A 26,174-nucleotide genomic window follows, 5' to 3' on the forward strand; every position below is an offset into this window, starting at 1 on the left:
TCTTTCAACGGACGCTGAAATGGAAAGTTTAACCTTTATTTTGTCTTGGTGTGGCGCGTACGCTGATAATACCACTCAGAATGATCAATCCGACTGCCAGCCAACGATCAGGCGATAGGGTTTCATTCCACAGCACAATGCCAAACAGGCTGGCAAGTAATACGGTAGTGTAAGCCAGGCTGCCCACCACCAACGGATTGCCCGTGCGGTAGGCACGCGTCAATGCCAATTGGGCAATGGTGGCCACTATGCCTATGCCCAGCAGTAATGGCAGGTCTGACCATGCCAGTGGCGTGAAATGGAAGAACAGCATCCATAACGCGCCGCCTATTGTGCAAACCAGTGTGAAGTAAAACACAGTACGCCAGTCTGGCTCGCCTGCCCGGCCGAGCTGGGTGACATGGACATAAACAACGCCTGCCATGGCGCCAGAGAGCAACCCTATGGCACCGGCGATCAGCTCATCAATATGCAGGCTGGGCTGGAGCAATAAGGCTACCCCGATAAAACCGATGATCACCGCCAGGATCAATATCTTGCGTGGTTTCTCATGGAGCATGAACGGCATTGCCATGGCCAGGAAGAGCGGCGATGTGTAATTGAGCGTAATCGCCGTGGCTAGGGGTAGCTCGCTGATGGCAAAAAAGAAACAGATCAGTGAGGCAAAACCGAGTATGGCACGCTTCATATGGGTGTTGATGAGCGAGGTTTTCAATGAGAGCCCGTGGTAATGGGTGACTGCCAGAATAAACACCAGGCCGAACAATGAGCGGTAAAACACCAATTCTGCGCTACTGAATTTTTCAGCGCCTATTTTGACCAGCACCCCCATGATGGCGAAGAAAAAGGCGGCTACCAACATCCATAAGCTGCCTAGTTTGGGTATGTTCAAAATATGTCCATTTCTTGAAGCCCGGCAACAAGGGCATCACTCTGCTTGTTGCGGAGACATGCCTGTAGTTGCCATGTTGGGGTTGGCTTGTAATCAGCCGGGGTGTTTTATGTATGGATCAAGCTGCCTATGCAGCCATGCATGGAAATGCTGCATGCCGGTTTCCATCGGGTGTTGGTATGGCCCGCGTTCATCAACATCCTGTGATGCCAAGGCACGGCGGCCATCATGCATGCGCTGGCAAATTTCCATGTCCTCAATGGCGGTTTCGGTATAGGCGGCCTGTTGAGCTGCGACAAATTCTTCCTCAAACAGGGCGATGTCTTCTGGATAGTAGAATTCCACCACATTGGTACAGGCATCAGGGCCACGTGGAATGATGTGCGAAACCACCAGTACATTGGGGTACCACTCTATCATCAGAAACGGGTAATAGACCATCCAGATCGCGCCGTACTTGGGCTGTTGCTGCTTGCCATATTTCAGGACTTGTTCTTGCCACTCTTGGTAGATGAGCGAACCGGATTTTCCCAGCGCCTTGTGTACACCAACGGTTTGCACGCTGTACCAGTCGCCGAACTCCCAGTTGAGTTCTTCACAGTCTACAAAATTGCCCAGGCCGGGGTGGAAGGGGCCAACGTGATAATCTTCAAGATATACCTCGATAAAGGTTTTCCAGTTGAAGTTGTACTCGTCCACCATGACCCGGTTCAGCATATAGCCGGTAAAGTCAAAGTCCTGTTTGCAGCCCAGGCTTTTAAGATCCTGGGCAATGTCGCGTTTGCTCTCAAACAGCAGCCCACCCCAGTTCTGCAAAGTGGATTTATTCAGGTGTAAGCAGGGATTCTGGTCAAAGTGTGGCGCGCCAAGCAATTCGCCTTGAGTGCTGTAGGTCCAGCGGTGCAGCGGACAGATGATATTCTTGGTTTTTCCTCTGCCTTTGAGCATGATTGCCTGGCGGTGGCGGCACACATTACTGATGAGCCCTATGCCAGTTGTATTGCGTATGAGCGCCTTGGCGTTATCCATCCATTCCAGGGCATGGTAACTGCCGGTTTCTGGCACCATGAGCTCATGGCCGATATACTTGGGGGCAGCAGGAAACAGGTGTTGCGCTTCCAATGCGTAAACAGCTGGATCTGTGTACCAGGATACAGGCAATTGGGTACCGAATTGCTGACTGTGCCCCTTGCTGGGTAGAGTGGTAACGGATGCTAGTGATACCATAGGGATGAAGGTGGTTAGTGCATTAAATTTAAGCCAACATTGCATTCTGCCCGAAACTTGATGTTTTTAAAACCCATGGCTTTAATTTAAGATGGTGTTTCGCCAAGTTCGGCTCGTAGCAAAAAGCTGCTGGATTCTTGCCTAAAATCAGGAATTGCGCTACTCTCGACCCCTTGATGTACAAGGTTTTTCAGCTGACTTGGATAAGCAGTCAAGGCTTTTCCTGGCAGTGTATGTGGGGTTTCCTTTGAAAGAAGCCCTTTGGATTCTAAACTGGTGAGTGCATATGAAGGCAATACGCAAAGAGGATATTGGTCTGGCCACGCTGACAGCGATTCGATTGCTGCGCAAGCGCGCCTTTATTGCGTACTAAACCGCCGGAAAATGCTGTAAACGGCGGCTGGTGCCGCCGTTTTTGTTTTTGAGCTTTAACTTGACCTAACCTTTGAGACTGAATACTGCAAATGTCCGAACACTTGATGAATACTTATGCCCGTCAACCTGTCACCTTTGCCAAGGGCGAGGGCGTCTGGCTCTGGGACAAAGAAGGCAATCGTTATCTTGATGCACTGGCTGGCATCGCTGTGAATGGCTTGGGCCATGCCCATCCGCGCCTGGTCGGCGCTATCAGCGAACAAGCCGGTCGATTGATCCATGTTTCCAATGTGTACGGTATTGCTGAGCAAGCCGATCTCGCTGACAAGCTGTGTGCCATTTCCGGTATGGATAAGGTGTTTCTGTGTAACTCCGGTTGTGAGGCCAATGAGGCTGCCATCAAGCTGGCTCGTTTGTATGGCCATCAGAAGGGGATTGAGAATCCTGAAATCATCGTGATGGAAAGAGCATTCCATGGCCGGACGCTGGCGACATTGTCCGCAACTGGCAACCGCAAGACACAAGCGGGTTTTGAGCCTTTGGTGAGCGGATTTATCCGGGTGCCGTTTGATGACCTGGAGGCAGTGCGCCAGGTTGCGGCACACAACCCCAATGTGGTGGCAGTATTGCTGGAGCCTATCCAGGGTGAGGGCGGCATTAATGTGCCCAAGGATATTGCAGGATATTTGCAGGGTCTACGCAATGTTTGTGATGAGCATGGCTGGCTGTTGATGTTGGATGAAGTGCAGAGCGGTGTAGCACGGACCGGCACCTGGTTTGCCTTCCAGCATACCCAGGTCATCCCGGATGTCATGACCCTGGCCAAGGGGCTGGGTTCGGGCGTGCCGATTGGTGCATGTCTCGCACATGGCGCTGCCGCTGAAGTGTTCACTTATGGCAAGCACGGATCAACGTTTGGCGGTAATCCGCTGGCTTCGGCTGCTGGTATTGCCACGATTAACATCATCGAGCAGGATGGGCTGCTGGCTCATGCTGAGAAGCTGGGTGACTGGATGCGCGAGGCTTTTGTTGAGGCGCTTGCCGGTGTTGCTGGTGTTACCATTGTTCGTAATGCAGGATTGATGATCGGGATAGAACTTGATCGTCCCTGCGTCGAGCTGGTCAAGCAGGCACTGGAAGCCAGGCTATTAATCAACGTGACGGCTGACAAGGTCATTCGCTTGCTCCCACCACTGGTAATGACCCAGCAGGAAGCGCAACAGGTGGTGGATATCCTGACTCCTTTAATAAAGAAGTTCCTCGCCCAGTAAGGCCGGAACCATAAAACCTATGGCAATCAAACATTTTCTACAACTAAACGACCTGACCGGTGACGAGCTGAATCATATCTTTGATCGCACTCGCTGGATCAAGGAACAGTTCAAGAGCTATAAGCAATACTGGCCCTTGAGCGACCGCACGTTGGTGATGATCTTCGAGAAGGCCAGCACCCGTACCCGCCTTTCATTTGAGGCCGGCATGCAGCAGTTGGGCGGCTCCGCGATTTACCTGAATACCCGCGATTCCCAACTTGGCCGCGGTGAGCCGGTGGAGGATGCGGCGCAGGTGATTTCGCGCATGAGCGACATCGTCATGATCCGTACCTTTGAGCAGGAGATCATCGAGCGCTTTGCCGCAAACTCGCGCGTGCCCGTGATCAACGGCCTGACCAATGAATACCATCCGTGCCAGATCCTGGCCGATATCTACACCTTTATCGAGCATCGAGGCCCGATAAAGGGCAAGACGGTGGCCTGGATCGGCGACTCCAACAATGTATGCAACACCTGGCTGCAGGCGGCGGAAGTATTTGATTTTAACGTGCACGTTTCCACCCCGCCGGGTTACGAGGTGGAGCCGGAGCGGGCCAACCTGTACGGCACCGATCATTACGAGGAATTTGAAGACCCGATGGAAGCCGCGCGAGGCGCCGACCTGGTGACCACTGACGTGTGGACTTCAATGGGGTTTGAGGCGGAAAACGAGGAGCGCCGCCGGGACTTCCAGGATTGGCAGGTTGACGCCGATATGATGCGCATTGCCGGCAAGGATTCCTTGTTCATGCATTGCCTGCCCGCGCACCGCGGCGAGGAAGTCGCGGCAGAAGTGATAGACGGTGCGCAGTCCGTGGTATGGGATGAAGCCGAGAACCGCTTGCATGTGCAGAAGGCCTTGATGGAATACCTGCTGCTGGGCAGGGTTTAACTGGCAGTATTGAACTGGATTTATAGAGAAAGAAACAGCTAAATGAGTGATGTGAAAAAAGTCGTACTGGCTTATTCCGGTGGCCTGGATACCTCGGTGATCCTGAAGTGGTTGCAGGATGTTTACCAGTGTGAAGTCGTGACCTTTACTGCAGATATCGGCCAGGGCGAAGAGCTTGAGCCTGCACGCGAAAAAGCCAAGAAGTTTGGCGTCAAGGAAATCTATATTGATGACCTGCGCGAAGAGTTTGTGCGCGATTTCGTCTTCCCCATGTTCCGCGCCAATACCGTCTATGAAGGCGAATACCTGCTGGGGACTTCGATCGCACGTCCATTGATTGCCAAGCGCCTGATCGAGATTGCCCATGAAACCAATGCCGATGCTATCTCTCATGGCGCGACCGGCAAGGGTAACGACCAGGTACGGTTTGAGTTGGGCGCCTATGCGCTGGATTCAAACATCAAGATCATCGCGCCTTGGCGAGAATGGGACCTGCTGAGCCGCGAAAAGCTGTTGGCCTATGCCGAGCAGAACGGCATCCCAGTCGAGATGAAGCACAAGCAAGGCGGCAGCCCGTACAGTATGGACGCCAACCTGCTGCATATTTCCTATGAAGGCCGCCACCTGGAAAATCCGGCTGCCGAGGCTGAGGAGGATATGTGGCGCTGGACCGTATCGCCGGAAAATGCACCGGACGAGGCGGAGTACCTGGAGATTGAATATCGCCATGGCGACCCCATCTCTTTAAATGGCAAGGCATTGAAACCGCATGAACTGTTGGCCGAGCTCAACCGTTTGGGCGGCAAGCATGGCATAGGCAGGCTGGACCTGGTGGAAAACCGCTATGTGGGCATGAAGTCACGCGGCTGCTATGAAACCCCGGGCGGCACCATCCTGCTCAAGGCACACCGTGCGATTGAGTCCCTCACGCTGGACCGCGAAGTGGCCCATCTCAAGGACGATCTCATGCCGCGCTATGCCAGCATGATTTACAACGGTTACTGGTGGAGTCCTGAGCGCGTGACGCTGCAGACGCTGATCGATCATACACAGCAGACTGTCAACGGCTGGGTCAGGGTCAAGCTGTATAAGGGCAATGTGATTGTGACTGGCCGTGATTCCAAGACGGATTCATTGTTTGATTCAACGATTGCAACATTTGAGGATGATGCGGGTGCTTATGACCATCGCGATGCAGGCGGTTTCATCAAACTCAATGCCTTGCGCATGCGCATTGCAGGCAATCTGCGGAACAAGAAGTAATATGGCAGTGCATTAAGCACTCCAGTGTTGAGTATATAACGAGAATTCAGGAGATTTATTGTGGCCCAGTTTGATCATGTCAGCGTCAAGAAAAAGGCGAATATTTATTTCGACGGCAAGTGTGTGAGCCACACCGTGCTGTTCCAGAATGGTACCCGTGCTACGGTAGGGGTGATTTTCCCAAGCAGCTTGACATTCAATACCGGATCGCCTGAGCTGATGGAAATCAATGGTGGCGTCTGCAGAGTGCGCCTGCAGGGTGAAACAGAATGGAAGACCTATCAGGCTGGTGAAAAGTTTACCGTGCCGGGTAATTCCAGTTTCGATATTGAAACCACTGAAACACTGGATTACGTTTGCCATTTTGAGTAAAACATGGGTGTACAGGCCAGTTTCAAGCCTGTGGATAGTTGGAAGAGCGATCAATACGCAACGCAAGCAGGACCGCGGTGCGTTTTTAAATTCAGGTTTACATTATCAGGCCAGCCATTGGTGCTTATTGCTTTTGGCTAAGCATGAAATGAGTTGAAAGGAAGAACTGACAATGCCTTCATTTGATATTTCTTCAGAAGTGGATATGGTTGCGTTGAAAAATGCAGTGGACGTATCCAGCCGTACCATAGCAAACCGTTACGACTTCAAGGGCAGCAGTGCAGCTGTTGAGCTCAATGAAAAAGACAGCTTGCTGACTTTGCATGGCGATTCTGATTTCCAACTGGACCAGATCAAGGCCATCTTGCTACCTGCCATGGAGAAAAAGGAGGCTGACAGCGCCAAGCGTCTTGACCATCAGGATGTGCAGAAGGTTTCCGGCAACAAGGTCAAGCAGGTGCTGAAGATCAAGGCGGGCATCGATACCGAGCTGGCAAAGAAAATCGTCAAGCTGTTAAAGGATAGCGGCCTCAAGGTGCAGGCCAGCATACAGGGCGATGAGGTGCGCGTGTCCGGTGCCAAGCGTGATGTGCTGCAAGACGCGATTGCCTTTGTTAAAAAGTCTGTGACGGATTTCCCCTTGCAGTTTGGCAATTTCCGTGACTAAACCTTTTGCGCGGTGAAACGTTAAAAGAATTTTGGAAGCAGCATTCGTTAGAAAGACCCTATGTCAGCAAGAACGCTTTACGACAAATTATTTGATTCCCATGTGGTGCGTGAGGAAAACGGCACTGCGCTGATTTATATCGACCGCCACCTGGTACACGAAGTGACCAGTCCTCAGGCTTTTGAAGGCCTGAAGCTGGCTGGCCGCAGGCTTTGGCGTATCAACTCTGTGCTGGCAGTGCCTGACCATAACGTGCCTACGACAGATCGTAGCCATGGGATTGCCGACCCGATTTCCCGCCTGCAGGTAGAAACCCTCGATCAGAACTGTACCGATTTTGGCGTGACTGAGTTCAAGATGGGGGATGTACGCCAGGGTATCGTCCATGTCATGGGTCCGGAGCAAGGGGCGACCTTGCCAGGCATGACGGTGGTGTGCGGCGATTCGCACACCAGTACGCACGGCGCTTTTGGTGCATTGGCCCATGGTATCGGTACGTCCGAAGTCGAACATGTCATGGCGACGCAGTGCCTGGTGCAGAAAAAATCCAAGGCAATGCAAGTGCGGGTGGAAGGCAAACTGGGCCATGGCGTGACGGCCAAGGATATTGCGTTGGCGATCATCGGCAAAATCGGTACTGCTGGCGGTACCGGCTACGCGATTGAGTTTGCCGGCTCTGCTATCCGTTCCTTGAGCATGGAAGGGCGCATGACGCTCTGTAATATGGCGATCGAAGCTGGCGCACGCGCCGGTATGGTCGCGGTGGATGAGACAACCATCAACTACGTCAAGGGCCGTCCTTATGCCCCCAGGCCGGAGCAGTGGGATGCGGCTGTGGCTTACTGGAGCACCTTGCATAGTGATGAAGGTGCCAGGTTTGATGCGGTTGTGGAACTGAAGGCTGAAGAGATAGAGCCTCAGGTGACTTGGGGCACTTCGCCTGAAATGGTGATTGCGATCAACGGCTCCGTGCCTGATCCCGCCAAGGAGTCAGATCCGACCAAGCGTGGCGGTATTGAGCGTGCTCTGCAATACATGGGACTGGAGGCGAATACGCCGATTGACCAGATCAATATCGACAAGGTGTTTATCGGTTCATGCACCAATTCACGTATCGAGGATTTGCGCGCGGCTGCTGCTGTGGCAAAAGGCAAACATGTGGCTGCCAACGTGAAATTGGCGATGGTGGTGCCCGGTTCTGGGCTGGTCAAGGCACAAGCCGAGCAGGAAGGGCTGGACAAGATATTCAAGGAGGCCGGTTTTGAATGGCGCGAGCCAGGTTGTTCCATGTGCCTCGCCATGAATGCAGACAGGCTGGAGCCTGGCGAGCGTTGTGCATCAACTTCCAACCGTAACTTTGAAGGCCGCCAGGGCCCGGGTGGGCGCACCCACCTGGTAAGCCCGGAAATGGCTGCAGCAGCGGCAGTGGCTGGCCATTTCGTTGATGTGCGCCTGTTGTTGAATTAAGGGCCAGTATGAAGCGAAGGATTGCCATCATTGTGTTCTGCCTGGCGGCATTGCCGCTGACGGCCTGCAATACCGTTCACGGGGTCGGCAAGGATATTGAAAAAGCCGGCGAAGCCATTCAAAGATCAACCAAATAGTCAGAACATTATGCAAGCATTTACTCAGTTAAACGGATTAGTGGTGCCGCTGGATCGCGCCAATGTCGATACCGACGCCATCATTCCCAAGCAGTTCCTCAAGTCCATCAAGCGTGCCGGCTTCGGCCCCAATGCGTTTGACGAGTGGCGCTACCTTGACCATGGCGAACCCGGCATGGATAACAGCAAGCGCCCGCTCAACCCGGATTTCCCGCTGAACCAGGCGCGCTACCAGGGTGCCAGCGTGCTGCTGGCACGTGAGAACTTCGGCTGCGGCTCCAGCCGCGAGCACGCACCCTGGGCTTTGCTGGATTTTGGTTTTCGAGCGATCATCGCGCCCAGCTATGCCGACATCTTTTTCAATAACTGCTTCAAGAACGGCATACTGCCGATTACTCTTTCAGCGGAAATCGTTGATTCCCTGTTCAAGGCGGTTGAGTCCACCGAAGGTTACAAGCTGGTCATCGACCTTGAGACGCAGACCGTAGTCACGCCGGATAGCCAGTCTTATGCCTTTGAAGTCGATGCTTTCCGCAAGCATTGCCTGTTGAACGGCCTCGACGATATCGGCCTGACCTTGCAGCATGTCGACGAAATCAAGGCGTTTGAAGCGAAGCGCAAGCAGGCCCAGCCCTGGCTTTTCAATTAATTATTCAATTAAGAATCTGGAAATTCCTTTATGAAGATTGCAGTATTGCCGGGTGACGGCATCGGTCCTGAAATTGTTGCGCAAGCAGTGAAGGTGCTAAATGCACTGAATATCAACCTGGAATTGCAGGAAGCGCCTATCGGCGGTGCAGGCTATGAAGCCGCGGGCGATCCGCTGCCTGCGGCAACGCTGGCACTAGCCAAGGAGTCTGATGCCGTATTGCTGGGGGCCGTGGGCGATTGGAAGTACGATACGCTGCCTCGCGACCAACGTCCTGAGCGCGGTCTGCTGCGTATCCGCAAGGAACTCAATCTGTTCGCCAACCTGCGTCCGGCGCTGCTTTATCCAGAACTGGCCTCGGCTTCCACCCTCAAGCCTGAAGTAGTGGCCGGACTGGATATCATGATCGTGCGCGAGCTGACCGGCGACATTTACTTCGGCCAGCCACGCGGCATTTCCACGTTGGAAAATGGCGAGCGAGAAGGCATCAATACCATGCGCTACAACGAGTCCGAAATCCGCCGTATTGCCCATGTAGCGTTCGGCATTGCGCAGAAACGCAACAAGAAGGTCTGTTCCGTGGACAAGGCCAACGTGCTGGAAACGACAGAGCTTTGGCGCCAGGTCATGATAGAGGTGGCCAAGGAATATCCGGATGTCGAACTCAGCCATATGTATGTGGATAACGCGGCGATGCAGCTGATCCGTGCGCCAAAGCAGTTTGACGTGATGGTTACCGGTAATATTTTCGGTGATATTCTTTCTGATGAGGCTTCCATGCTGACTGGCTCCATTGGCATGCTGCCATCCGCTTCGCTGGATCAGAACAACAAGGGCATGTACGAGCCTAGCCACGGCTCCGCGCCTGACATTGCAGGCAAGGATATCGCCAACCCATTGGCGACCATCCTGTCTGCCGCCATGATGTTGCGTTATACCTTCAATGATGAAGTCAATGCAGCGCGTGTCGAGACTGCCGTCAAAAAGGCGCTGGCAGACGGCTATCGTACAGCGGACATCTGGACAGAAGGCACGCGTAAGGTAAAGTGCAGTGAAATGGGCGATGCAGTAGTGGCAGCGTTGTGATGGCTGAGTAGAGTGATAAATCATATTTAAAAAGATCAGGACGAGATAATGTTTAGAGTGGGTTTTGTCGGCTGGCGCGGCATGGTGGGTTCTGTGCTCATGCAACGTATGCGTGATGAGCGAGATTTCGATGACATCGAACCAGTATTTTTTACCACCTCGCAAGTTGGTGGAGCGGGGCCTGCTATAGGCCGGGATACACCACCCCTGAAAGACGCAAAAAATATTGCCGAACTGAAGGCCATGGACATTATTGTTTCCTGTCAGGGCGGCGGCTATACCACTGACATCTTCCCTCTCCTGCGTGCAGTGGGTTGGGCTGGGCACTGGATTGATGCCGCTTCCACATTGCGCATGGAAAAAGATGCCGTGATCATTCTCGATCCGGTCAACCTGAATGTGATCAAAAACTCGTTGGCGAACGGCGGACGCAACTGGATAGGAGGCAACTGTACGGTTTCCCTGATGCTGATGGCACTGAGTGGGTTATTCAAGGCTGACCTGGTGGAATGGGCAACTTCCATGACCTATCAAGCAGCTTCCGGCGCCGGTGCGCAAAACATGCGCGAGCTGATCAGGCAAATGGGCGTGATCCACGCCGGGATTGAAGGCCTGTTGGCCGATCCTGCGTCTGCCATCCTGGAGATAGATCGCAAGGTGGCAGAGAGTCTGCGTGATACCAGTTTCCCAATCGAGAACTTTGGTGCGCCACTGGCTGGTAGCTTGATTCCCTGGATAGACAAGGACCTGGGTAATGGGCAGAGCAAGGAAGAGTGGAAGGGACAGGCCGAGACCAACAAGATACTGGGCCGTGAGTCTTCCCCAGTGCCAATTGACGGTCTTTGTGTCCGAATAGGAGCAATGAGGTGCCATTCCCAGGCACTGACTATCAAGCTTAGAAAGAACGTGCCACTGGACGAGATCAACAGCATGCTTGCCGAAGCAAATGACTGGGCCGAGGTGATCCCCAATCAGCGTGCGGTGACTATGGCCCGGTTGAGTCCTGCGGCAGTGACAGGTACCTTGAGTACGCCCGTGGGACGCCTGCGTAAAATGAGCATGGGCGAAGAGTATCTGTCTGCATTCACAGTGGGGGATCAGTTGTTGTGGGGCGCTGCGGAACCGTTGCGTCGCATGCTGCGGATTCTTGTCGAAGCTTGATCATCACTGCAACTAGCATTAGAAATGTAAAGTTTTATATCAGCTTGAAACTGTAACTGATTGATGTTAATTTAATAATGCTATTTAAAGTTGATAAGGGTGGAATGGTGCACAAGTCCAAATTAAAGGGGGTTACACTCGCGGTATTATTGGCATTGATGCCAGTTGCTGCAGGGGCTGCTGGACTAGGTAGATTGACTGTTACATCAGGGCTAGGTGAACCGCTATCCGCCGAAATTGAATTGCTTTCAACCACCCCTGATGAGCTTGCCTCTTTAAACGCGAGTATTGCACCGCAAGAAGCCTACAGCGTTCAAGGGGTGGAACGTACGGCATTGCATGGCTCCATCAAGGTAGAGGTCGCCAGGCGTACCGACGGGACGCCTGTGCTGAAACTGAGCACTCGTCAGGCAGTCAGCGACCCGTTTCTTGATATGTTGATTCAGGTTGACTGGTCAACCGGGCGTTTGCTTCGCGAGTACACAGTGTTGCTGGATCCTCCTGGATACAATAACAATCAGGCCCAGGTATACAATGGCGTGCAATTGCCGCCAACCCCAGCTGCTGCACCAGGCCCTCAGGCAGCAGTTCCGGCCCCAGCCAATAATGCAAACGGCAACAATTCCGCACGTAACAATGCAGCAAGAAAGCCGACCCCTGCACCCCAAGTCCAGCCGCAACCACAGCCAGCTTCGGCAAGTCATACCACAGTGCGCGGTGATACCCTGAGCGCTATTGCACAACAGAACCAGGTTGAAGGCGTGAGCCTGGACCAGATGTTGGTGGGCTTGTATCGTGCCAATGAAGATGCCTTTGCTGGCAAGAACATGAATCGCCTCAAGGTCGGGCAAATTCTTCGCGTTCCTGATGCCACGGAGCTACAGGCAATCAGTCAGGAACAGGCAAACAGGGAAGTGCGGATACAGTCCTCTGATTGGAACGCGTATCGCAACCGTCTAGCTGGATTGGCTGCTGAATCTACAGCTTCTACAGATACTAGTTCTCAATCTGCATCCGGCAGAATTTCCGCGGCTGCGACTGACCAGGCAGCACCAGCCGATAACGGCCCTCGTGACGTCGTCAAGCTTTCCCGTAGCGATGCCAAGGGGATCAAGGCAGAGCAGGACAGACTGAATGCCTTGCAGGAAGAGTTGACAGCTAAAGACAAGAGTTTGGCTGAAGCCTCTGAACGAGCTGCAATGCTGGAAAAGCAGATTTCCGACATGCAGAAACTGTTGGCAATCAAGAACCAATCTCTCGCTAACCTACAAAACAATAATGCAGCACCAGCACCGCCAGTCGAGGCCAAGCCAGCAGAAGCGCCTCCTGCAGCAGAAGAAAAGCCCGAAGCTGAAGTGAATCCGCCTGCCACAGAAGAGCCTGGTGAGGCGCCACAGATAGAGCCAGCCGCTGCCCCTGAAGCCAAAAAGCCTGCAGTGGTGGCCCCGCCTCCTTCGGTAGCGGAGGACACAAGTCTTGTGGATGAGGTTTTTGGCGATGATCCTTTGCTTCCTGCGCTGGCGGGTGGCGCGCTTGTCCTGCTGCTTGGAGCATGGCTATTTATGCGTAATAAGCGCAAGCGAGAGCTGGATAGCTTTGAAAAAGGCATTCAAACCTCGGGTGGCCTGAAGGCAAATACCGTATTTGGCAATACTGCTGGTGCGACCATCAATACAGGCGATACCTCTTTCCTGACCGATTTTTCGCAGAACACTGGGGGTATGATCGATACCCATGATGTCGATCCTATCGCTGAAGCCGAAGTGTATATGGCGTATGGACGGGACGCCCAGGCGGAAGAGATTCTCAAAGACGCTATTGTCAAGGAGCCTCAGCGTCACGAATTGCATGTCAAGCTGCTGGAAATTTATGCTGCGCGCAATGATGCTTCAGCATTTGAGACTGTAGCTGGTGAAATCTATACCACGCTGGGCGCTTCGGACCCGATCTGGGCTAAAGTGGCCGAGATGGGGCACAAGCTGGAGCCTAATAATCCACTCTATACAGCAGACCGAGATTCCAAGCCAGCAACTATTGCAGCTGGAACAACTGGTGCTGGCAAGCTGAGTGCCAGTGATTTCAGCAAGGTGGACGAACTTGATTCGGCTGCCTTGTCCCTGGCCGGTGCTGCAGTAGCTGGTGCCGCAATCGCGAATATTGCAAGTGATCAGGATGCTGCTGAGCAGGAAGATAATGAAGGTGCGCTAGATGCTGGCCTGACATTTGAACCGGCGTTATCTACATCGTCTGTTGTGGATGACGCATCCGCATCCTTGCCTGATCTGGATTTTGATATTCCTGCCACTCGGGAGACTGATGCTGGAATAGCATCCGGCAGTGTAGCAAAGGCAGGCACGGACTTTGGCCTGGAAGACAACTCCATGGATTTCTCCCTGGATTTGCCTGAACCCGCAGCTAAAAATAGCATGCAATTGGATATTGCAGAGCTGGATGCTTCGATTCCTGATTTCGATTTGCCTGAACTTTCTGCAGCTGAATCAGAGACTGAGCCTCTCTCTACTATTGACCTGGATGCAGAAGAAAAGCAAGTTGCGCAACTAGAGTCCGGGAACGCGGAAGTTGATTTTGACCTGCCCGAGCTTCAACTGCCCGAATTCGAGTTACCTGCTCCTGAAGCGCAAGCTGAGTCTGTTGCAACAGCCGGCGATGAGTTGCCGACTATAGATTTTGATCTGCCGGAAATCAGTTTTGATGGTGCCGATACCGATACTCCAGATGCCGAGAGTATCGAAAATGCAAGCCCGGAACTGCCTTCCCTTGAGGAAGGGAATGAAATAGAGCAGGCTGCAGGCGAGATTGAGGAGATCACCCTGGAGTCTCCAGTGGAGCAGAACGACAGCGTGCCACATTTCAATTTTGATGATATTGATCTTGAGGGCGGGGATAGTGTGCAAGCAGACAATACTGCTACTGCAGATGAATTAGTGCTTCCTGAATTTGATATTGATGCACCGGATGATGAACCGGGGTCTGTTGCGGACATTGATCTTTCCGGCATCAGTCTTGATGTGGCGGATAATCCAGACGCTGAAAGCCTTGATACTGGCAGTAATGCTGAAGAGTCGGCAGATGTAGACACCAAGCTGGATCTTGTTACGGCCTATATGGATATGGGTGACAATGAAGGTGCACGTGAGTTGCTGGAAGAAATTCTGCAAGAAGGCGGGCCCAACCAGAAACGAAGGGCTCAGGCTATTCTGGATGACTTGGCATAAATCAAAGCCTGCTCATGAAAGCCGGGATTGTTCCCGGCTTTTTTATTGTGGTGCTTTGGATATGCGGTTTTATTATAGGCAGATGCTAAGGATAGAATATAGGTATGAACAAGCATTGTTTTGAACAGGATAATCTGGCGAGGCTTGCGCTTGGGCTGGAGTATGACGGCTCTGGCTTTTGCGGTTGGCAAAGTCAGCCGAATGGACTTGCCGTACAGGATGCGCTGGAGTTGGCATTAGCTGAAGTGGCAGGCCATGCCGTGCGAGTGGCTGCTGCAGGACGTACTGATGCCGGGGTGCATGCGCTGTCGCAAATCGTGCATTTTGACACCATAGCTGTGCGCCCGCTAAGTGCTTGGGTGCGCGGAGTAAACGCCCATCTTCCAGCAAGCTTGCGGGTTCTTTGGGCGCAAGAGGTGGATGAGCGTTTTCACGCACGATTTGACGCTTTTCAGCGCAGTTACCAATACTGGCTTATCAACCAGCCGGTGGCTCCGGCTATCATGTCTGGCAAGGCTGGCTGGTTCCATCAGCCATTACGTCTTGAACCTATGCAACAAGCTGCAGCCTATCTGCTTGGGCAACATGATTTCAGTGCATTCCGTGCAGCAGAATGCCAGGCTAAGTCACCGATCAAGCAGATGCATATAGCCGGTGTTCGAGCTGTGGGTAGCAGTCTGCTCTTTGATTTTTGTGCTAATGCTTTCCTGCATCATCAGGTCCGCAATATGGTGGGTGCGCTTGTATATATCGGCAAGGGTAAGTACGCGCCAGAGTTCATGCTGGAGTTGCTTGCGAGCCGTGACCGTACCAAATCACCTCCCACTTTCGCTCCTGATGGGTTATATCTGGCAGGAGTCGGCTACGATGAGCGCTGGGGTCTGCCTATGACAAGCCGCAAGCTTGAGATCGGGATTGATTGATGCTACCGGCATCTCGTATTTTTGTGACATGTTTCAATCTTTAATGTAGGCTACCGCCTTTAAATGACAGGGATATGAATTGCGCACCCGCGTTAAGATATGTGGCATTACCCGCGTAGAGGATGCACTGGCTGCTGTAGTCAGTGGTACTGATGCGATCGGCCTGGTATTTTATGCTTCCAGTCCACGCAACGTAGATCTGGAACAGGCTGGTGAGATTATTGCTGCCTTGCCGCCTTTTGTCAGTGTGGTCGGCTTGTTTGTTGATGCTGAGCCGGCTGAGATCGAACATGTACTATCCCGCATCAGGCTGAATATGTTGCAGTTCCATGGAGATGAAGCACCGGCAGACTGCCGTCGTTATGGCTTGCCTTATATGAAGGCAATTCGCGTCAGGAGCGGGACAAATTTGCTACAATACGCAACTCAATATAATGATGCACGTGCGCTATTATTGGATGCGTATGCAGAAGGTATTGCAGGGGGGACTGGGCAGGTTTTTGACTGGCATCTCATCCCTGCCGATATGCCATTGCCGATAGTGCTGGCAGGTGGCCTTACCCCTGAAAATATCGCTGCCGCCATACGTCAGGTCCGGCCATATGCAGTGGATGTCAGCGGTGGCGTCGAGAAAACCAAAGGAATCAAGGATGCGGTCAAGATGACCGCATTCATGCGAGGAGTACACAATGCAGCTTTATGATATGCCGGATGCACGTGGTCATTTTGGCCCTTACGGCGGTATTTTTGTCGCCGAAACCCTGATTGAGGCGTTGGAAGAGTTGCGAGTCATGTACGAGCGTTATCGTCATGATCCTGAGTTTTTAGCCGAATTTGCCTATGACCTGAAGCATTTTGTCGGCAGGCCCAGCCCTATCTACTATGCACAGAGATTGTCCGAAAAAATCGGCGGTGCAAAAATCTATCTAAAACGCGAAGACCTTAACCATACTGGCGCACACAAGGTCAATAACACCATAGGCCAGGCATTGTTGGCCAAGCGCATGGGCAAGCCGCGCGTGATTGCGGAAACCGGGGCAGGGCAGCATGGAGTGGCCACAGCAACGATTGCAGCGCGGCTGGGCCTGGAGTGCGTAGTGTATATGGGTTCCGAGGATGTCAAGCGCCAGGCCCCCAATGTGTATCGCATGAAATTGCTGGGAGCAACAGTGATCCCGGTTGAAAGCGGCTCAAAAACACTCAAGGACGCCTTGAATGAAGCCATGCGGGATTGGGTCACCAATATTTCCAATACATTCTATATCATTGGCACGGTTGCAGGCCCTCACCCTTATCCCATGATGGTAAGGGATTTTCAGGCGGTTATTGGAATAGAAGCCAAGGAGCAGATGCTCGAAATGACCGGCCGTCAGCCCGATGCAATTATCGCCTGTGTAGGTGGCGGTTCCAATGCAATGGGGATTTTCTATCCTTATATCGACGTGGAGGATGTTCGTCTGATCGGTGTAGAGGCAGCAGGGCATGGGATAGAAACAGGCAGGCATGCCGCACCGCTGACAGCCAACAGCCCGGCTGGTGTCCTGCATGGCAACCGTACTTATCTGATGCAGGATGCCAATGGCCAGATTATCGAAACCCATTCTGTGTCTGCCGGGCTGGATTATCCTGGGGTTGGGCCTGAACATGCGTGGCTCAAGGATATCAAGCGTGCTGAATATGTCGCGATCACTGATGATGAGGCCATGGATGCTTTCCATACTTTGTGCCGCACCGAGGGAATTATCCCTGCACTTGAGTCCAGTCATGCCTTGGCATATGCCATGAAATTGGCTGCTACCATGTCTCCGGACAAGACGTTGCTGGTTAATTTGTCTGGTCGTGGCGACAAGGATATCAACACTGTTGCCGGCCTTTCCGGCATTACCCTATAAATTCTGGTTCTAGCATACATGTCACGTATTCAAGCAACATTTGCGGCATTGAAGTCGCAAGGAAAAAAAGCCCTGATTCCCTATATTACTGCTGGTGATCCTCATCCAAAACACACTGTTGCCCTGATGCATGCCCTGGTTGAAGCCGGTTCTGACGTGATCGAGCTGGGCATACCATTTTCCGATCCGATGGCAGATGGCCCTGTTATCCAGCGTGCAACAGAGCGTGCCTTGGCCCACCATGTCAGCTTGGGTGACGTGCTGGAAATGGTGGGGGAATTCAGGCAGCAGGACAATAGAACTCCCATTGTGCTGATGGGCTATGCCAATCCGGTTGAAGCTATGGGCCAGCAACAGTTTGCCGAACGTGCAAACCAGGTTGGCGTGGATGGCGTATTGATTGTGGATTATCCACCTGAGGAGTCCGAGGATTTTGTCGGATTGCTCAAATCCCGCCAGCTTGATCCAATTTTTCTTCTATCGCCCACCTCGGATGCCAAGCGTGTCTCCATGATTACGGGGCAGGCCAGTGGTTTTGTTTATTATGTTTCGCTCAAGGGCGTAACAGGCTCGCAAAACTTGAATATCACAGAGGTCGGCGAGCGAGTTGCTGCCATTCGTACCCAGACTGACCTTCCTATAGGGGTTGGATTCGGTGTGCGTGATGCTGCAACTGCCAAGGCTGTTGCAGAAGTGGCGGATGCCATTGTGGTGGGCAGCCGCATGATCCAGGAAATTGAGAGCTCTAATGAAGCTAACTTGTTGAACAATGTCAGGCAGCTCACTAGTGAGCTGCGCCAGGCGATAGACTAATCGCAAGCCCATAGATGAAGCGTGGTTGTTGATGGCCCCGCATCCACCTAACGTAAAAGGATAGACCATGAGCTGGTTGCAAAAACTTCTGCCTCCAAAGATTAACCGCCCTGTGGGAAATAGCCGGAAAACAGTGCCTGAGGGTCTGTGGAGCAAATGTCCTTCATGTGAAGCAGTGCTCTACCGTACAGATCTCGAGGGTAATGCAGAGGTTTGTCCCAAGTGTTCTTATCATAATCGTATTTCAGCACGATCACGTCTGGATCTATTGCTTGATGCGGAAGGTCGTCTTGAGATTGGTGCGGAAGTGCAGCCAATTGATCCACTCAAGTTCAAGGACAGTAAACGATATGTTGATCGCCTCAAGGCGACACAGTCTGAAATGGAAGAGACTGACTCCCTCATCGTCATGCAGGGCAGCATCAAATCGGTAGGAGTGGTAGCAGCTGCTTTTGAATTCAAATTCATGGGTGGCTCCATGGGGTCCGTAGTAGGTGAGCGTTTTGCCCGGGGTGTACAGGCCGCCATTGATAACAGGGCGCCATTTATTTGTGTTTCTGCCAGTGGTGGCGCACGTATGCAGGAAGGTCTCTTCTCCTTGATGCAGATGGCGAAAACCAGTGCTGCCCTGACCCAGTTAAGCAAGGCGGGCCTGCCTTATGTGTCGGTACTGACTGACCCTACCATGGGAGGGGTTTCAGCCAGCTTTGCCATGCTTGGTGATGTCATTATTGCCGAACCCCAGGCGCTGATCGGTTTTGCCGGTCCTCGTGTAATTGAGCAAACCGTGCGAGAGACCCTGCCTGATGGCTTCCAGCGCTCAGAGTTCCTGCTGGAACATGGTGCCATTGATATGATTGTTGATCGCAGGGAGATGCGCGATAAGCTGGCAACCATCCTGACCGCTTTCATGCGTACTCCTTTGAGCCCTGTCTAATCGACATATTATTTATCTGTGACTCCATCTTTACCTATTCCCGCTGATCTGGCGGGATGGCTTGCCTATATTGAAGCCTTACATCCAGCATCTATTGAAATGGGGCTGGAGCGTGTGGATCTGGTGCGTAAACACCTGAACCTGGATCCTGCATTTCCTGTGATCATCGTTGCCGGTACGAATGGCAAGGGTTCTACTTGTGCCATGCTGGAGCGTGTTTATCACGCTGCTGGATATCGCGTGGGCTGTTATACATCTCCTCACTTTGTACGCTATAGCGAACGTGTGCGTGTTGGGTGCCAGGAAATTGCTGATGCCGATCTGATCAAGGCATTTGATGCCGTGGAAGCTGCAAGGCGGGATACCTCGCTGACTTATTTTGAGTTCGGTACCTTGGCAGCTGTGTGGCATTTCACTCAAGCGGCAGTTGATGTGGCCATTCTTGAAGTGGGGTTGGGCGGAAGACTGGATGCCGTCAATGTTTTTACACCTGCTTGCACCATTGTGACTAGTATCGATCTGGATCATATGGATTTCCTGGGCAATGACCGGGAATGCATAGGCCGGGAAAAGGCCGGAGTTTTCCGCACTGGCATCGCTGCCATTTGTGGCGACGAACATCCACCACAATCCCTCAAAACCTATGCCAAGCAAATAGGAGCTGATCTGCGTTGTATCGGCCAGGATTTTGCCCCCAGTCATCTGGAAGATGGTTGGGAGTATCGCGTCGGTGCTGCCAGCCTGTCTCTCCCTTTGCCAGCATTGGCAGGGGATTTCCAGCTCAATAATGCCGCCTGCGTGATCAATGCCTTGCATGCCATGCAGTCAACTCTGCCAGTTAATATTGCTCATATCCGGCAAGGCCTGCAAGAGGTTACCCTGAATGGGCGTTTCCAGTCCTGCCGCACAAACCCCCAGGTCATTCTTGATGTAGCGCATAACCCTCACGCGGCAGTTGCCCTGGCTGAGAATTTGCAGCAGCGTCCCATTGCGGGGCGCACCATAGCTGTATTCTCAATGCTCGCAGACAAGGATATAGCCGGCGTGGTGAGTGTAATGGCACCCCACATCGATGCCTGGTACGTTGCAAGTGTAGGACATTTGCGTGGAGCTACTCAGGCGCAGCTACTTGCTTTCATTGCAGCGGCAACGAAAGAGAATGCTCAGGCCTGTGGTTATGAGAATGTCATTAGTGCTTATAGACAGGCCTGTATCGATGCGGGCGAAAATGATAGAATCATTGTCTTTGGTTCATTTTTCACCGTCGCCGATGTAATGGGCGAACTTGCGGTAATTCACTCAGATTAAGTAGGATTTTTGATGGCTTCTGACCAGACGAATGAGCAGGAACTTCAGTTCAAGAAACGTGCACGCCGGCGCCTGGTTGGTGCGATTGCCCTGGTCCTGTTGATGGTAACGATATTGCCCATGGTGCTGGATGATCGCAGCACCAAGATTCCTCCTCAGGAAATTGCCATCAATATCCCAAGTCAGGATGGGCCGGAATTCACCTCCAAAGTGGCACCTGCGTCAGAAACTACAGAAGAGGTTGTGTCCGAACCCATATTGTCATCTCCTCAGGATATAGGTGAAGATCAAGACCCTGAAGCAGGCCCGATGGCGCCTGTTGCAATCGAGCCTGTCAAGCCGGTACCAGCTCCAGCGAAAGAGATCAAAAAGCCAGAAGCCAAGCCAGTATCACCTAAACCGGAGGGCCATAAGCCAGAGCCGTCCAAACCTGTAATGGGAAAACAGGCAGTACCAAAGCCAGTGTCTGGCGGTAGCTTTTTGGTGCAGATCGGCGTATTCTCCGACCCTATTAACGTTAAGAATTTACAGGACAAATTGTCGGGCCAGGGCTTGAAGTCGCACACGGAAAGTATTCCCACGGCGAGCGGAGAGAAAACCCGGCTAAGGGTTGGGCCTTTTGCCAGTCGTGAAGCTGCGGAGCAGGCCTTGGCTAAGGTAAAGGCTGTTGGTTTGTCTGGAATGGTCATTACCAATAAATAAGCAATGACTGGTTTTGATTATGCAGTGCTGGGTATTATCGGTTTTTCTGTATTATTAAGCGTAATGCGCGGTTTTGTCCGCGAAGTCCTGGCGCTGGTCAGCTGGGTTGTTGCCTTTATTGTAGCCAGGTTTTATACGGTTGAGTTTTCAGCTTTCTTGCCTGAGTCTATCCCAAGTGAGGAGTTACGATTCCTGGCGGCCTTTTTAATTTTATTTTTGTCCTCATTATTGGTTTGTAGCCTGCTGGCAATTGCAATTTCACACATATTCAAAAAAATTGGTTTGAGCTGGCTCGATCGCTCTTTGGGAGTGATTTTTGGGTTGGCGCGAGGCATCATGATTGTCGGAATCTTGGTGTTGTTGGCTGGGCTGACAGCATTGCCACAAGACCAACGCTGGCGAAATGCAATGTTCAGTGCTCCATTGGAGGCAATGGTCATTGCCGTGTTGCCTTGGTTCCCGCAGGATATTGCGAAGCATGTTAAATATGACTAAATTGAGAGCAACCGCTCATTTAGCTTTTTCCGGATTCTAGTTCTTAAGGCGCTCACTTCATGTGTGGAATTATCGGTGTAGTCGGTAAAAACCCAGTCAACCAGTTGCTTTACGATGGATTGCTGGTGTTGCAGCATCGTGGACAAGATGCTGCGGGTATTGTCACCTGTGATGGAAATACCTTCTTCATGCATAAAAACAACGGGCTGGTGCAAGACGTGTTCCAGACACGTCATATGCGCAGCCTGATCGGTAATGCCGGTATTGCACATGTGCGTTACCCGACAGCCGGGTCTTCATCTGCAGCCGAAGCCCAGCCTTTCTATGTCAACTCTCCTTTTGGCATCGTGCTGGGGCATAACGGCAACCTGACCAATTCCGCCCAACTCAAACAGGAAATGTTCCGGCAGGATCTACGCCATATCAACACCAATTCTGATTCCGAAGTGCTGTTGAATGTACTCGCACATGAAATCGAGACTTCTGCCCACAATGTCGTGTTAAATACAGACATGATCTTTGAGGCGGTGGAAGGCGTGCACAAGCGTTGCCGCGGTGCCTATGCGGTGGTGGCAATGATTGCCAATTTCGGCTTGTTGGCATTCCGTGATCCCCATGGTATTCGCCCTCTGGTGATCGGCAAGCATGAAACCGAGTCTGGCACTGAATACATTGTTGCTTCGGAAAGCGTTGCGCTGGATGTGCTTGGCTTTACCCTGGTGCGAGATGTTGAGCCTGGCGAAGCTATTTTCATCGACATGAATGGTAACTTCTTTTCACGTCAATGCGCGGTAGCGCCCAAGCTGGCCCCATGTATATTTGAATATGTCTACCTGGCACGACCTGATTCCGTGATCGATAATGTCTCTGTCTACCAGACTCGGTTGCATATGGGTGAAAGCCTTGCAGAGAAGATTGCCCGCGAATGGAAAGATCTCAAGATTGATGTAGTGATTCCTATCCCGGACACCAGTCGCCCCAGTGCATTGCAGTTGGCAAATGCGCTTGACCTGACCTACAGGGAAGGTTTTATCAAGAACCGTTATATCGGCCGTACCTTCATCATGCCAGGCCAGGCACTTCGCAAGAAGTCCGTGCGCCAGAAGCTTAATCCCATTGGGATGGAGTTCCAGGGCAAGAACGTGCTATTGGTGGACGATTCCATTGTGCGTGGCACCACTTCCAAGCAGATCGTGCAAATGGCCCGCGACGCTGGTGCTAACAAGGTATTTTTTGCGTCAGCTGCGCCTCCCGTACGTTATCCCAATGTCTATGGCATCGACATGCCATCCCGCGATGAATTGCTGGCTACTGGCCGGACTGATCAGGAAATTTGTGAGGAAATCGGTGCGGATGCATTGATCTATCAGGATCTTGACGCCTTGATTGCGGCAGTGCAAAAGAGCAACCCAGACATCGAGGTATTTGATTGCTCCTGTTTTGACGGTAATTATATTACGGGGGATATTGATGAGGCCTACCTCAATCGTACTGAAGCCGCCCGTGGTGATGGGGAAAAGCAGAAAAGACCTGCCGATTCCATTACCCAGTTGGATCTCAATCTGGTTGCATCGCGTGAAGAGGAGTTTGTCTAACCTGTTCTTGACGTTCAGGCTGGATCAGGACTAATATTCCTACATGCGCCGATTTGAGTTTACATATTACTCAGCTTGCGGGCGCCATATAAATACAGCTAAAGCGAGTTGATTCAAGAAACCCGTTTTAGCTTGATGGCTACAGCGGGTTTTTTTATGCCCGCGTAATTTGGAATTTGGCCCGATATCGGGCGGGAAGGTAATCAAGACATCATGAGCGATCATCAATGGCATCCAGAGACCCTTAGTGTACGTGCTGGGAGTGAACATACCGCCTATGGCGAAAATTCAGAGGCCATGTTCCTGACCTCCAGCTTTGTCTTCAATAGCGCCGCCCAGGCTGCTGCGCGATTTGGTGGCCAGGAACCAGGGAATATTTATTCCCGCTTCACCAATCCTACAGTGACCATGTTCCAGAACAAGCTGGCCGCTCTGGAAGGTGCCGAATTTTGCGTAGCTACGTCATCAGGCATGTCTGCCATCCTGGCTTGCGTCATGGGAGTATGTTCTGCTGGAGACCACGTGGTGGCTTCCCGCAGTATTTTTGGAACTTCCGTGCAATTGTTCAGCAATATTCTCAAGCGCTGGGGTTTGGAAACTACCTTTGTGTCATTAACGAACCCGGACGAATGGAAGGCTGCTGTCAAGTCTAATACCAAGCTGTTTTTTGTAGAAACACCTTCCAATCCTTTGACCGAAATCTGCGATATTGCCTTGCTGGCAGATATTGCCCATGAGGCAGGGGTCTTGCTTGCGGTGGATAATTGCTTCTGCAGCCCAGCTTTGCAAAAGCCCTTGGAGTTGGGTGCAGATATTGTTGTGCATTCTGCTACCAAATATATCGATGGCCAGGGGCGCTGCCTTGGTGGTGCTGTGCTGGGCCGCAAGGAAATTCTGGAGCCGGTATATGGTTTCTTGCGCACCGCAGGCCCCACCATGAGTGCATTCAATGCCTGGGTGTTCCTAAAAGGGTTGGAAACCTTGCACGTCCGCATGGAAGCGCATGCACGCAATGCACTGGAATTGGCAAGCTGGCTGGAACAACAACCTGGCGTTGCCCGTGTTTACTATCCTGGCCTGGCTTCACATCCGCAGCATGAGCTAGCCAGAAAACAGCAGAAGAGCGGTGGTGCGATTGTGTCGTTCGAAGTCAAAGGAGGGCAGGAGGCTGCCTGGAAATTGATTGACGCCACGAAAATGATATCCATCACTGCCAACCTCGGTGATGCCAAGAGCACCATTACCCATCCAGCCACCACCACCCATAGCCGCGTGTCGCCAGAAGCCCGTGCGGCAGCGGGGATCGGCGATGGCTTGGTGCGTATTGCTGTCGGGCTTGAGCATATTGAAGACCTCAAGGCGGACTTGGCATTGCTGGCAAAATCTCTGTAAGCCGCACTATTGTTGAGTTAAGCTGTCATAATGGGATAAAGAGCCGGTTACTAACTTTAAAGATAAGGAGCGAACAATGAGTCTTAAAGATGCTTATGTTGAAAAGCTGAAAGCCCAGTTGGATGAGTGGAGCGCGGATATTGACGTGCTGGAAACCAAAGTCCGCAAGGCAGATGCCGAATTGCGCATCAAGTATGATGAGCAGGTGATAGCGCTTAAGGAAAAGCGGGACCTGGCCAAGGTCAAGCTTGCCGAGGTGCAGTCTTCTGCTGGTGAGGCATGGCAGGAGCTGAAAAAAGGCAGCGACGAAGCATGGGAGGCAATCAAGCACGCACTGGCAGAAGCAAGAAAGAAGTTTGGCGAATAATTAACTAAATCTAGCCTTGGGAGGAGAGTATCAATGAAAGCTTCTGTAATTGTGGGTGTGTTGTTGATCGTACTTGGCGCTGCTGCCCTTGTATATAAAGGCTTCAGTTTCACTACCGAGGAAACGGTTGCTCAGATCGGGCCTTTGAAGGCTACGGCCGAGGTAGAGAATGACGTGGCCATTCCCAATGTGTTGGGAATTGTTGCGATTATTGCCGGAGTGCTGGTAATTGCGGTCGGGGCACGCAAGTAGGTTTTAGTTTCTGCTTGTATCCAATATCCAGCTAAATAAAAAACGGGATTTTAATCCCGTTTTTTATTTATTGCTGTCAGGCCCTACAACGATGCTGCGTTGTCAGCCAGATATTTCGCTACACCTTCTGGTGAGGCATTCATGCCAGCCTTGCCTTTTTTCCAGCCGGCGGGGCAAACTTCGCCGTGCTCTTCAACGAATTGCTGGGCATCAACAACGCGCAGCATTTCATCAATATCGCGGCCCAGTGGCAGGTCATTAACAACTTGGTGTACCACTACGCCATCCTTGTTGATTAGGAAGGAGCCACGGTAAGCTACGCCGCCCTCTGCTTCCACATCGTAGGCCTTGACGATTTCGTGCTTGATGTCGGCCACCAGAGGATAGCCAACCTTGCCGATACCGCCCTTGTCTACAGAGGTGTTCTTCCATGCCAGGTGGGTGAAGTGGGAATCAATGGAGATGCCGATGACTTCAACACCACGTTTCGTGAACTCTTCCAGTCTGTGATCAAAAGCGATCAGTTCGGATGGACAGACAAATGTGAAATCCAGTGGGTAAAAGAAGATAACGGCATGTTTGCCCTTGATGTGTGCAGACAGGTTGAAGTCTTCCTTGATGGAATTGTCGCCCAGTACTGCAGCAGCAGTAAAATCGGGAGCAGGTTTGCCAACTAGAACGGCCATATTGATTCTCCTTTTGAGTGGTTAAGGCTTTGAGACGCGATAGCCTAAATCAACTTAGATCAAATTTCTAATTAA

General features: G+C 52.1%; 26 protein-coding genes. 23 read left to right on the plus strand and 3 right to left on the minus strand.

The genetic code is table 11. From position 1 onward, the window contains the following. Positions 1–28: 28 nt before the first annotated feature. Both LG200_RS04220 and LG200_RS04225 read right to left on the minus strand, forming a co-directional pair. Positions 29–892 (minus strand): DMT family transporter, encoded by an 864-nt coding sequence (locus LG200_RS04220; RefSeq protein WP_264193804.1) that lies wholly within the window; start codon positions 890–892, stop codon positions 29–31. A 93-nt stretch (positions 893–985) separates the two neighbouring features. Continuing rightward, positions 986–2,119 carry an aromatic ring-hydroxylating oxygenase subunit alpha gene (locus LG200_RS04225; RefSeq protein WP_226756339.1) on the minus strand — a complete coding sequence of 378 codons (1,134 nt, stop codon included), beginning with the start codon at positions 2,117–2,119 and terminating at the stop codon, positions 986–988. 464 nt (positions 2,120–2,583) lie between these two features. Between LG200_RS04225 and LG200_RS04230 the strand changes: the two genes are divergently transcribed. The 23 genes from LG200_RS04230 to LG200_RS04340 all read left to right on the plus strand — a co-directional run bounded on the left by LG200_RS04230 (position 2,584) and on the right by LG200_RS04340 (position 25,413). Next, positions 2,584–3,765 (plus strand): aspartate aminotransferase family protein, encoded by a 1,182-nt coding sequence (locus tag LG200_RS04230; protein WP_226756340.1) that lies wholly within the window; start codon positions 2,584–2,586, stop codon positions 3,763–3,765. 19 nt (positions 3,766–3,784) lie between these two features. Further along, complete coding sequence (gene argF, locus LG200_RS04235; RefSeq protein ID WP_226756341.1) at positions 3,785–4,699, plus strand: ornithine carbamoyltransferase; 915 nt, start codon at positions 3,785–3,787, stop codon at positions 4,697–4,699. Positions 4,700–4,741: 42 nt separating this feature from the next. After that, complete coding sequence (locus LG200_RS04240; protein ID WP_226756342.1) at positions 4,742–5,962, plus strand: argininosuccinate synthase; 1,221 nt, start codon at positions 4,742–4,744, stop codon at positions 5,960–5,962. 60 nt (positions 5,963–6,022) lie between these two features. Further along, on the plus strand, positions 6,023–6,334 hold the full coding sequence (gene ppnP / locus LG200_RS04245) for a pyrimidine/purine nucleoside phosphorylase (RefSeq protein ID WP_226756343.1): 312 nt from the start codon (positions 6,023–6,025) through the stop codon (positions 6,332–6,334). A 172-nt stretch (positions 6,335–6,506) separates the two neighbouring features. Then, positions 6,507–7,001, plus strand: coding sequence for a YajQ family cyclic di-GMP-binding protein (locus tag LG200_RS04250; protein WP_226756344.1), 495 nt, complete (start codon positions 6,507–6,509; stop codon positions 6,999–7,001). 60 nt (positions 7,002–7,061) lie between these two features. Next, positions 7,062–8,468, plus strand: coding sequence for a 3-isopropylmalate dehydratase large subunit (leuC, locus tag LG200_RS04255; protein ID WP_226756345.1), 1,407 nt, complete (start codon positions 7,062–7,064; stop codon positions 8,466–8,468). Positions 8,469–8,476: 8 nt separating this feature from the next. Then, positions 8,477–8,605 (plus strand): entericidin A/B family lipoprotein, encoded by a 129-nt coding sequence (locus tag LG200_RS04260; protein WP_226756346.1) that lies wholly within the window; start codon positions 8,477–8,479, stop codon positions 8,603–8,605. A 10-nt stretch (positions 8,606–8,615) separates the two neighbouring features. Further along, positions 8,616–9,254 (plus strand): 3-isopropylmalate dehydratase small subunit, encoded by a 639-nt coding sequence (gene leuD, locus LG200_RS04265; protein WP_226756347.1) that lies wholly within the window; start codon positions 8,616–8,618, stop codon positions 9,252–9,254. Positions 9,255–9,284: 30 nt separating this feature from the next. Next, a complete protein-coding gene (gene leuB / locus LG200_RS04270) occupies positions 9,285–10,340 on the plus strand; it encodes a 3-isopropylmalate dehydrogenase (protein WP_226756348.1) in 1,056 nt (351 codons plus the stop codon). A 48-nt stretch (positions 10,341–10,388) separates the two neighbouring features. Further along, entirely contained in the window at positions 10,389–11,501 is a 1,113-nt protein-coding gene (gene asd / locus LG200_RS04275) for an aspartate-semialdehyde dehydrogenase (protein ID WP_226756349.1), read from the plus strand. A 77-nt stretch (positions 11,502–11,578) separates the two neighbouring features. Continuing rightward, positions 11,579–14,737, plus strand: a complete 3,159-nt coding sequence (locus tag LG200_RS04280) for a FimV/HubP family polar landmark protein (protein ID WP_226756350.1) — start codon at positions 11,579–11,581, stop codon at positions 14,735–14,737. A 104-nt stretch (positions 14,738–14,841) separates the two neighbouring features. After that, the gene (truA, locus tag LG200_RS04285) at positions 14,842–15,660 is read left to right on the plus strand and encodes a tRNA pseudouridine(38-40) synthase TruA (RefSeq protein WP_226756351.1); all 819 of its coding nucleotides are present in this window, start codon (positions 14,842–14,844) and stop codon (positions 15,658–15,660) included. 79 nt (positions 15,661–15,739) lie between these two features. After that, positions 15,740–16,363, plus strand: a complete 624-nt coding sequence (locus tag LG200_RS04290; RefSeq protein ID WP_226756352.1) for a phosphoribosylanthranilate isomerase — start codon at positions 15,740–15,742, stop codon at positions 16,361–16,363. Further along, a complete protein-coding gene (trpB, locus tag LG200_RS04295) occupies positions 16,350–17,552 on the plus strand; it encodes a tryptophan synthase subunit beta (RefSeq protein WP_226756353.1) in 1,203 nt (400 codons plus the stop codon). Before LG200_RS04290 ends, trpB begins: the two co-directional genes overlap by 14 nt. A gap of 18 nt (positions 17,553–17,570) precedes the next feature. Then, positions 17,571–18,365, plus strand: coding sequence for a tryptophan synthase subunit alpha (trpA, locus tag LG200_RS04300; RefSeq protein ID WP_226756354.1), 795 nt, complete (start codon positions 17,571–17,573; stop codon positions 18,363–18,365). 67 nt (positions 18,366–18,432) lie between these two features. Beyond that, a complete protein-coding gene (gene accD, locus LG200_RS04305; RefSeq protein WP_226756355.1) occupies positions 18,433–19,302 on the plus strand; it encodes an acetyl-CoA carboxylase, carboxyltransferase subunit beta in 870 nt (289 codons plus the stop codon). Between the two features lie 18 nt (positions 19,303–19,320). Further along, positions 19,321–20,610 carry a bifunctional tetrahydrofolate synthase/dihydrofolate synthase gene (gene folC, locus LG200_RS04310; RefSeq protein ID WP_226756356.1) on the plus strand — a complete coding sequence of 430 codons (1,290 nt, stop codon included), beginning with the start codon at positions 19,321–19,323 and terminating at the stop codon, positions 20,608–20,610. 12 nt (positions 20,611–20,622) lie between these two features. Beyond that, complete coding sequence (locus LG200_RS04315) at positions 20,623–21,312, plus strand: SPOR domain-containing protein (RefSeq protein ID WP_226756357.1); 690 nt, start codon at positions 20,623–20,625, stop codon at positions 21,310–21,312. A 3-nt stretch (positions 21,313–21,315) separates the two neighbouring features. Next, the gene (locus LG200_RS04320; protein ID WP_226756358.1) at positions 21,316–21,807 is read left to right on the plus strand and encodes a CvpA family protein; all 492 of its coding nucleotides are present in this window, start codon (positions 21,316–21,318) and stop codon (positions 21,805–21,807) included. 59 nt (positions 21,808–21,866) lie between these two features. Then, positions 21,867–23,402 (plus strand): amidophosphoribosyltransferase, encoded by a 1,536-nt coding sequence (gene purF / locus LG200_RS04325; RefSeq protein ID WP_226756359.1) that lies wholly within the window; start codon positions 21,867–21,869, stop codon positions 23,400–23,402. A 213-nt stretch (positions 23,403–23,615) separates the two neighbouring features. Beyond that, positions 23,616–24,794 (plus strand): O-succinylhomoserine sulfhydrylase, encoded by a 1,179-nt coding sequence (locus LG200_RS04330; RefSeq protein WP_226756360.1) that lies wholly within the window; start codon positions 23,616–23,618, stop codon positions 24,792–24,794. 76 nt (positions 24,795–24,870) lie between these two features. Further along, on the plus strand, positions 24,871–25,161 hold the full coding sequence (locus LG200_RS04335) for a sll1863 family stress response protein (protein ID WP_226756361.1): 291 nt from the start codon (positions 24,871–24,873) through the stop codon (positions 25,159–25,161). Between the two features lie 33 nt (positions 25,162–25,194). Next, positions 25,195–25,413: a hypothetical protein gene (locus LG200_RS04340; protein WP_226756362.1), complete on the plus strand. Its 219-nt coding sequence runs from the start codon at positions 25,195–25,197 to the stop codon at positions 25,411–25,413. 83 nt (positions 25,414–25,496) lie between these two features. Here LG200_RS04340 and LG200_RS04345 read toward each other — a convergent pair whose 3' ends face one another. Next, the gene (locus LG200_RS04345) at positions 25,497–26,099 is read right to left on the minus strand and encodes a peroxiredoxin (protein WP_226756363.1); all 603 of its coding nucleotides are present in this window, start codon (positions 26,097–26,099) and stop codon (positions 25,497–25,499) included. Between the last annotated feature and the right edge of the window lie 75 nt (positions 26,100–26,174).

Source organism: Methylobacillus caricis (assembly GCF_020532705.1).
Taxonomy (GTDB): domain Bacteria; phylum Pseudomonadota; class Gammaproteobacteria; order Burkholderiales; family Methylophilaceae; genus Methylobacillus; species Methylobacillus caricis.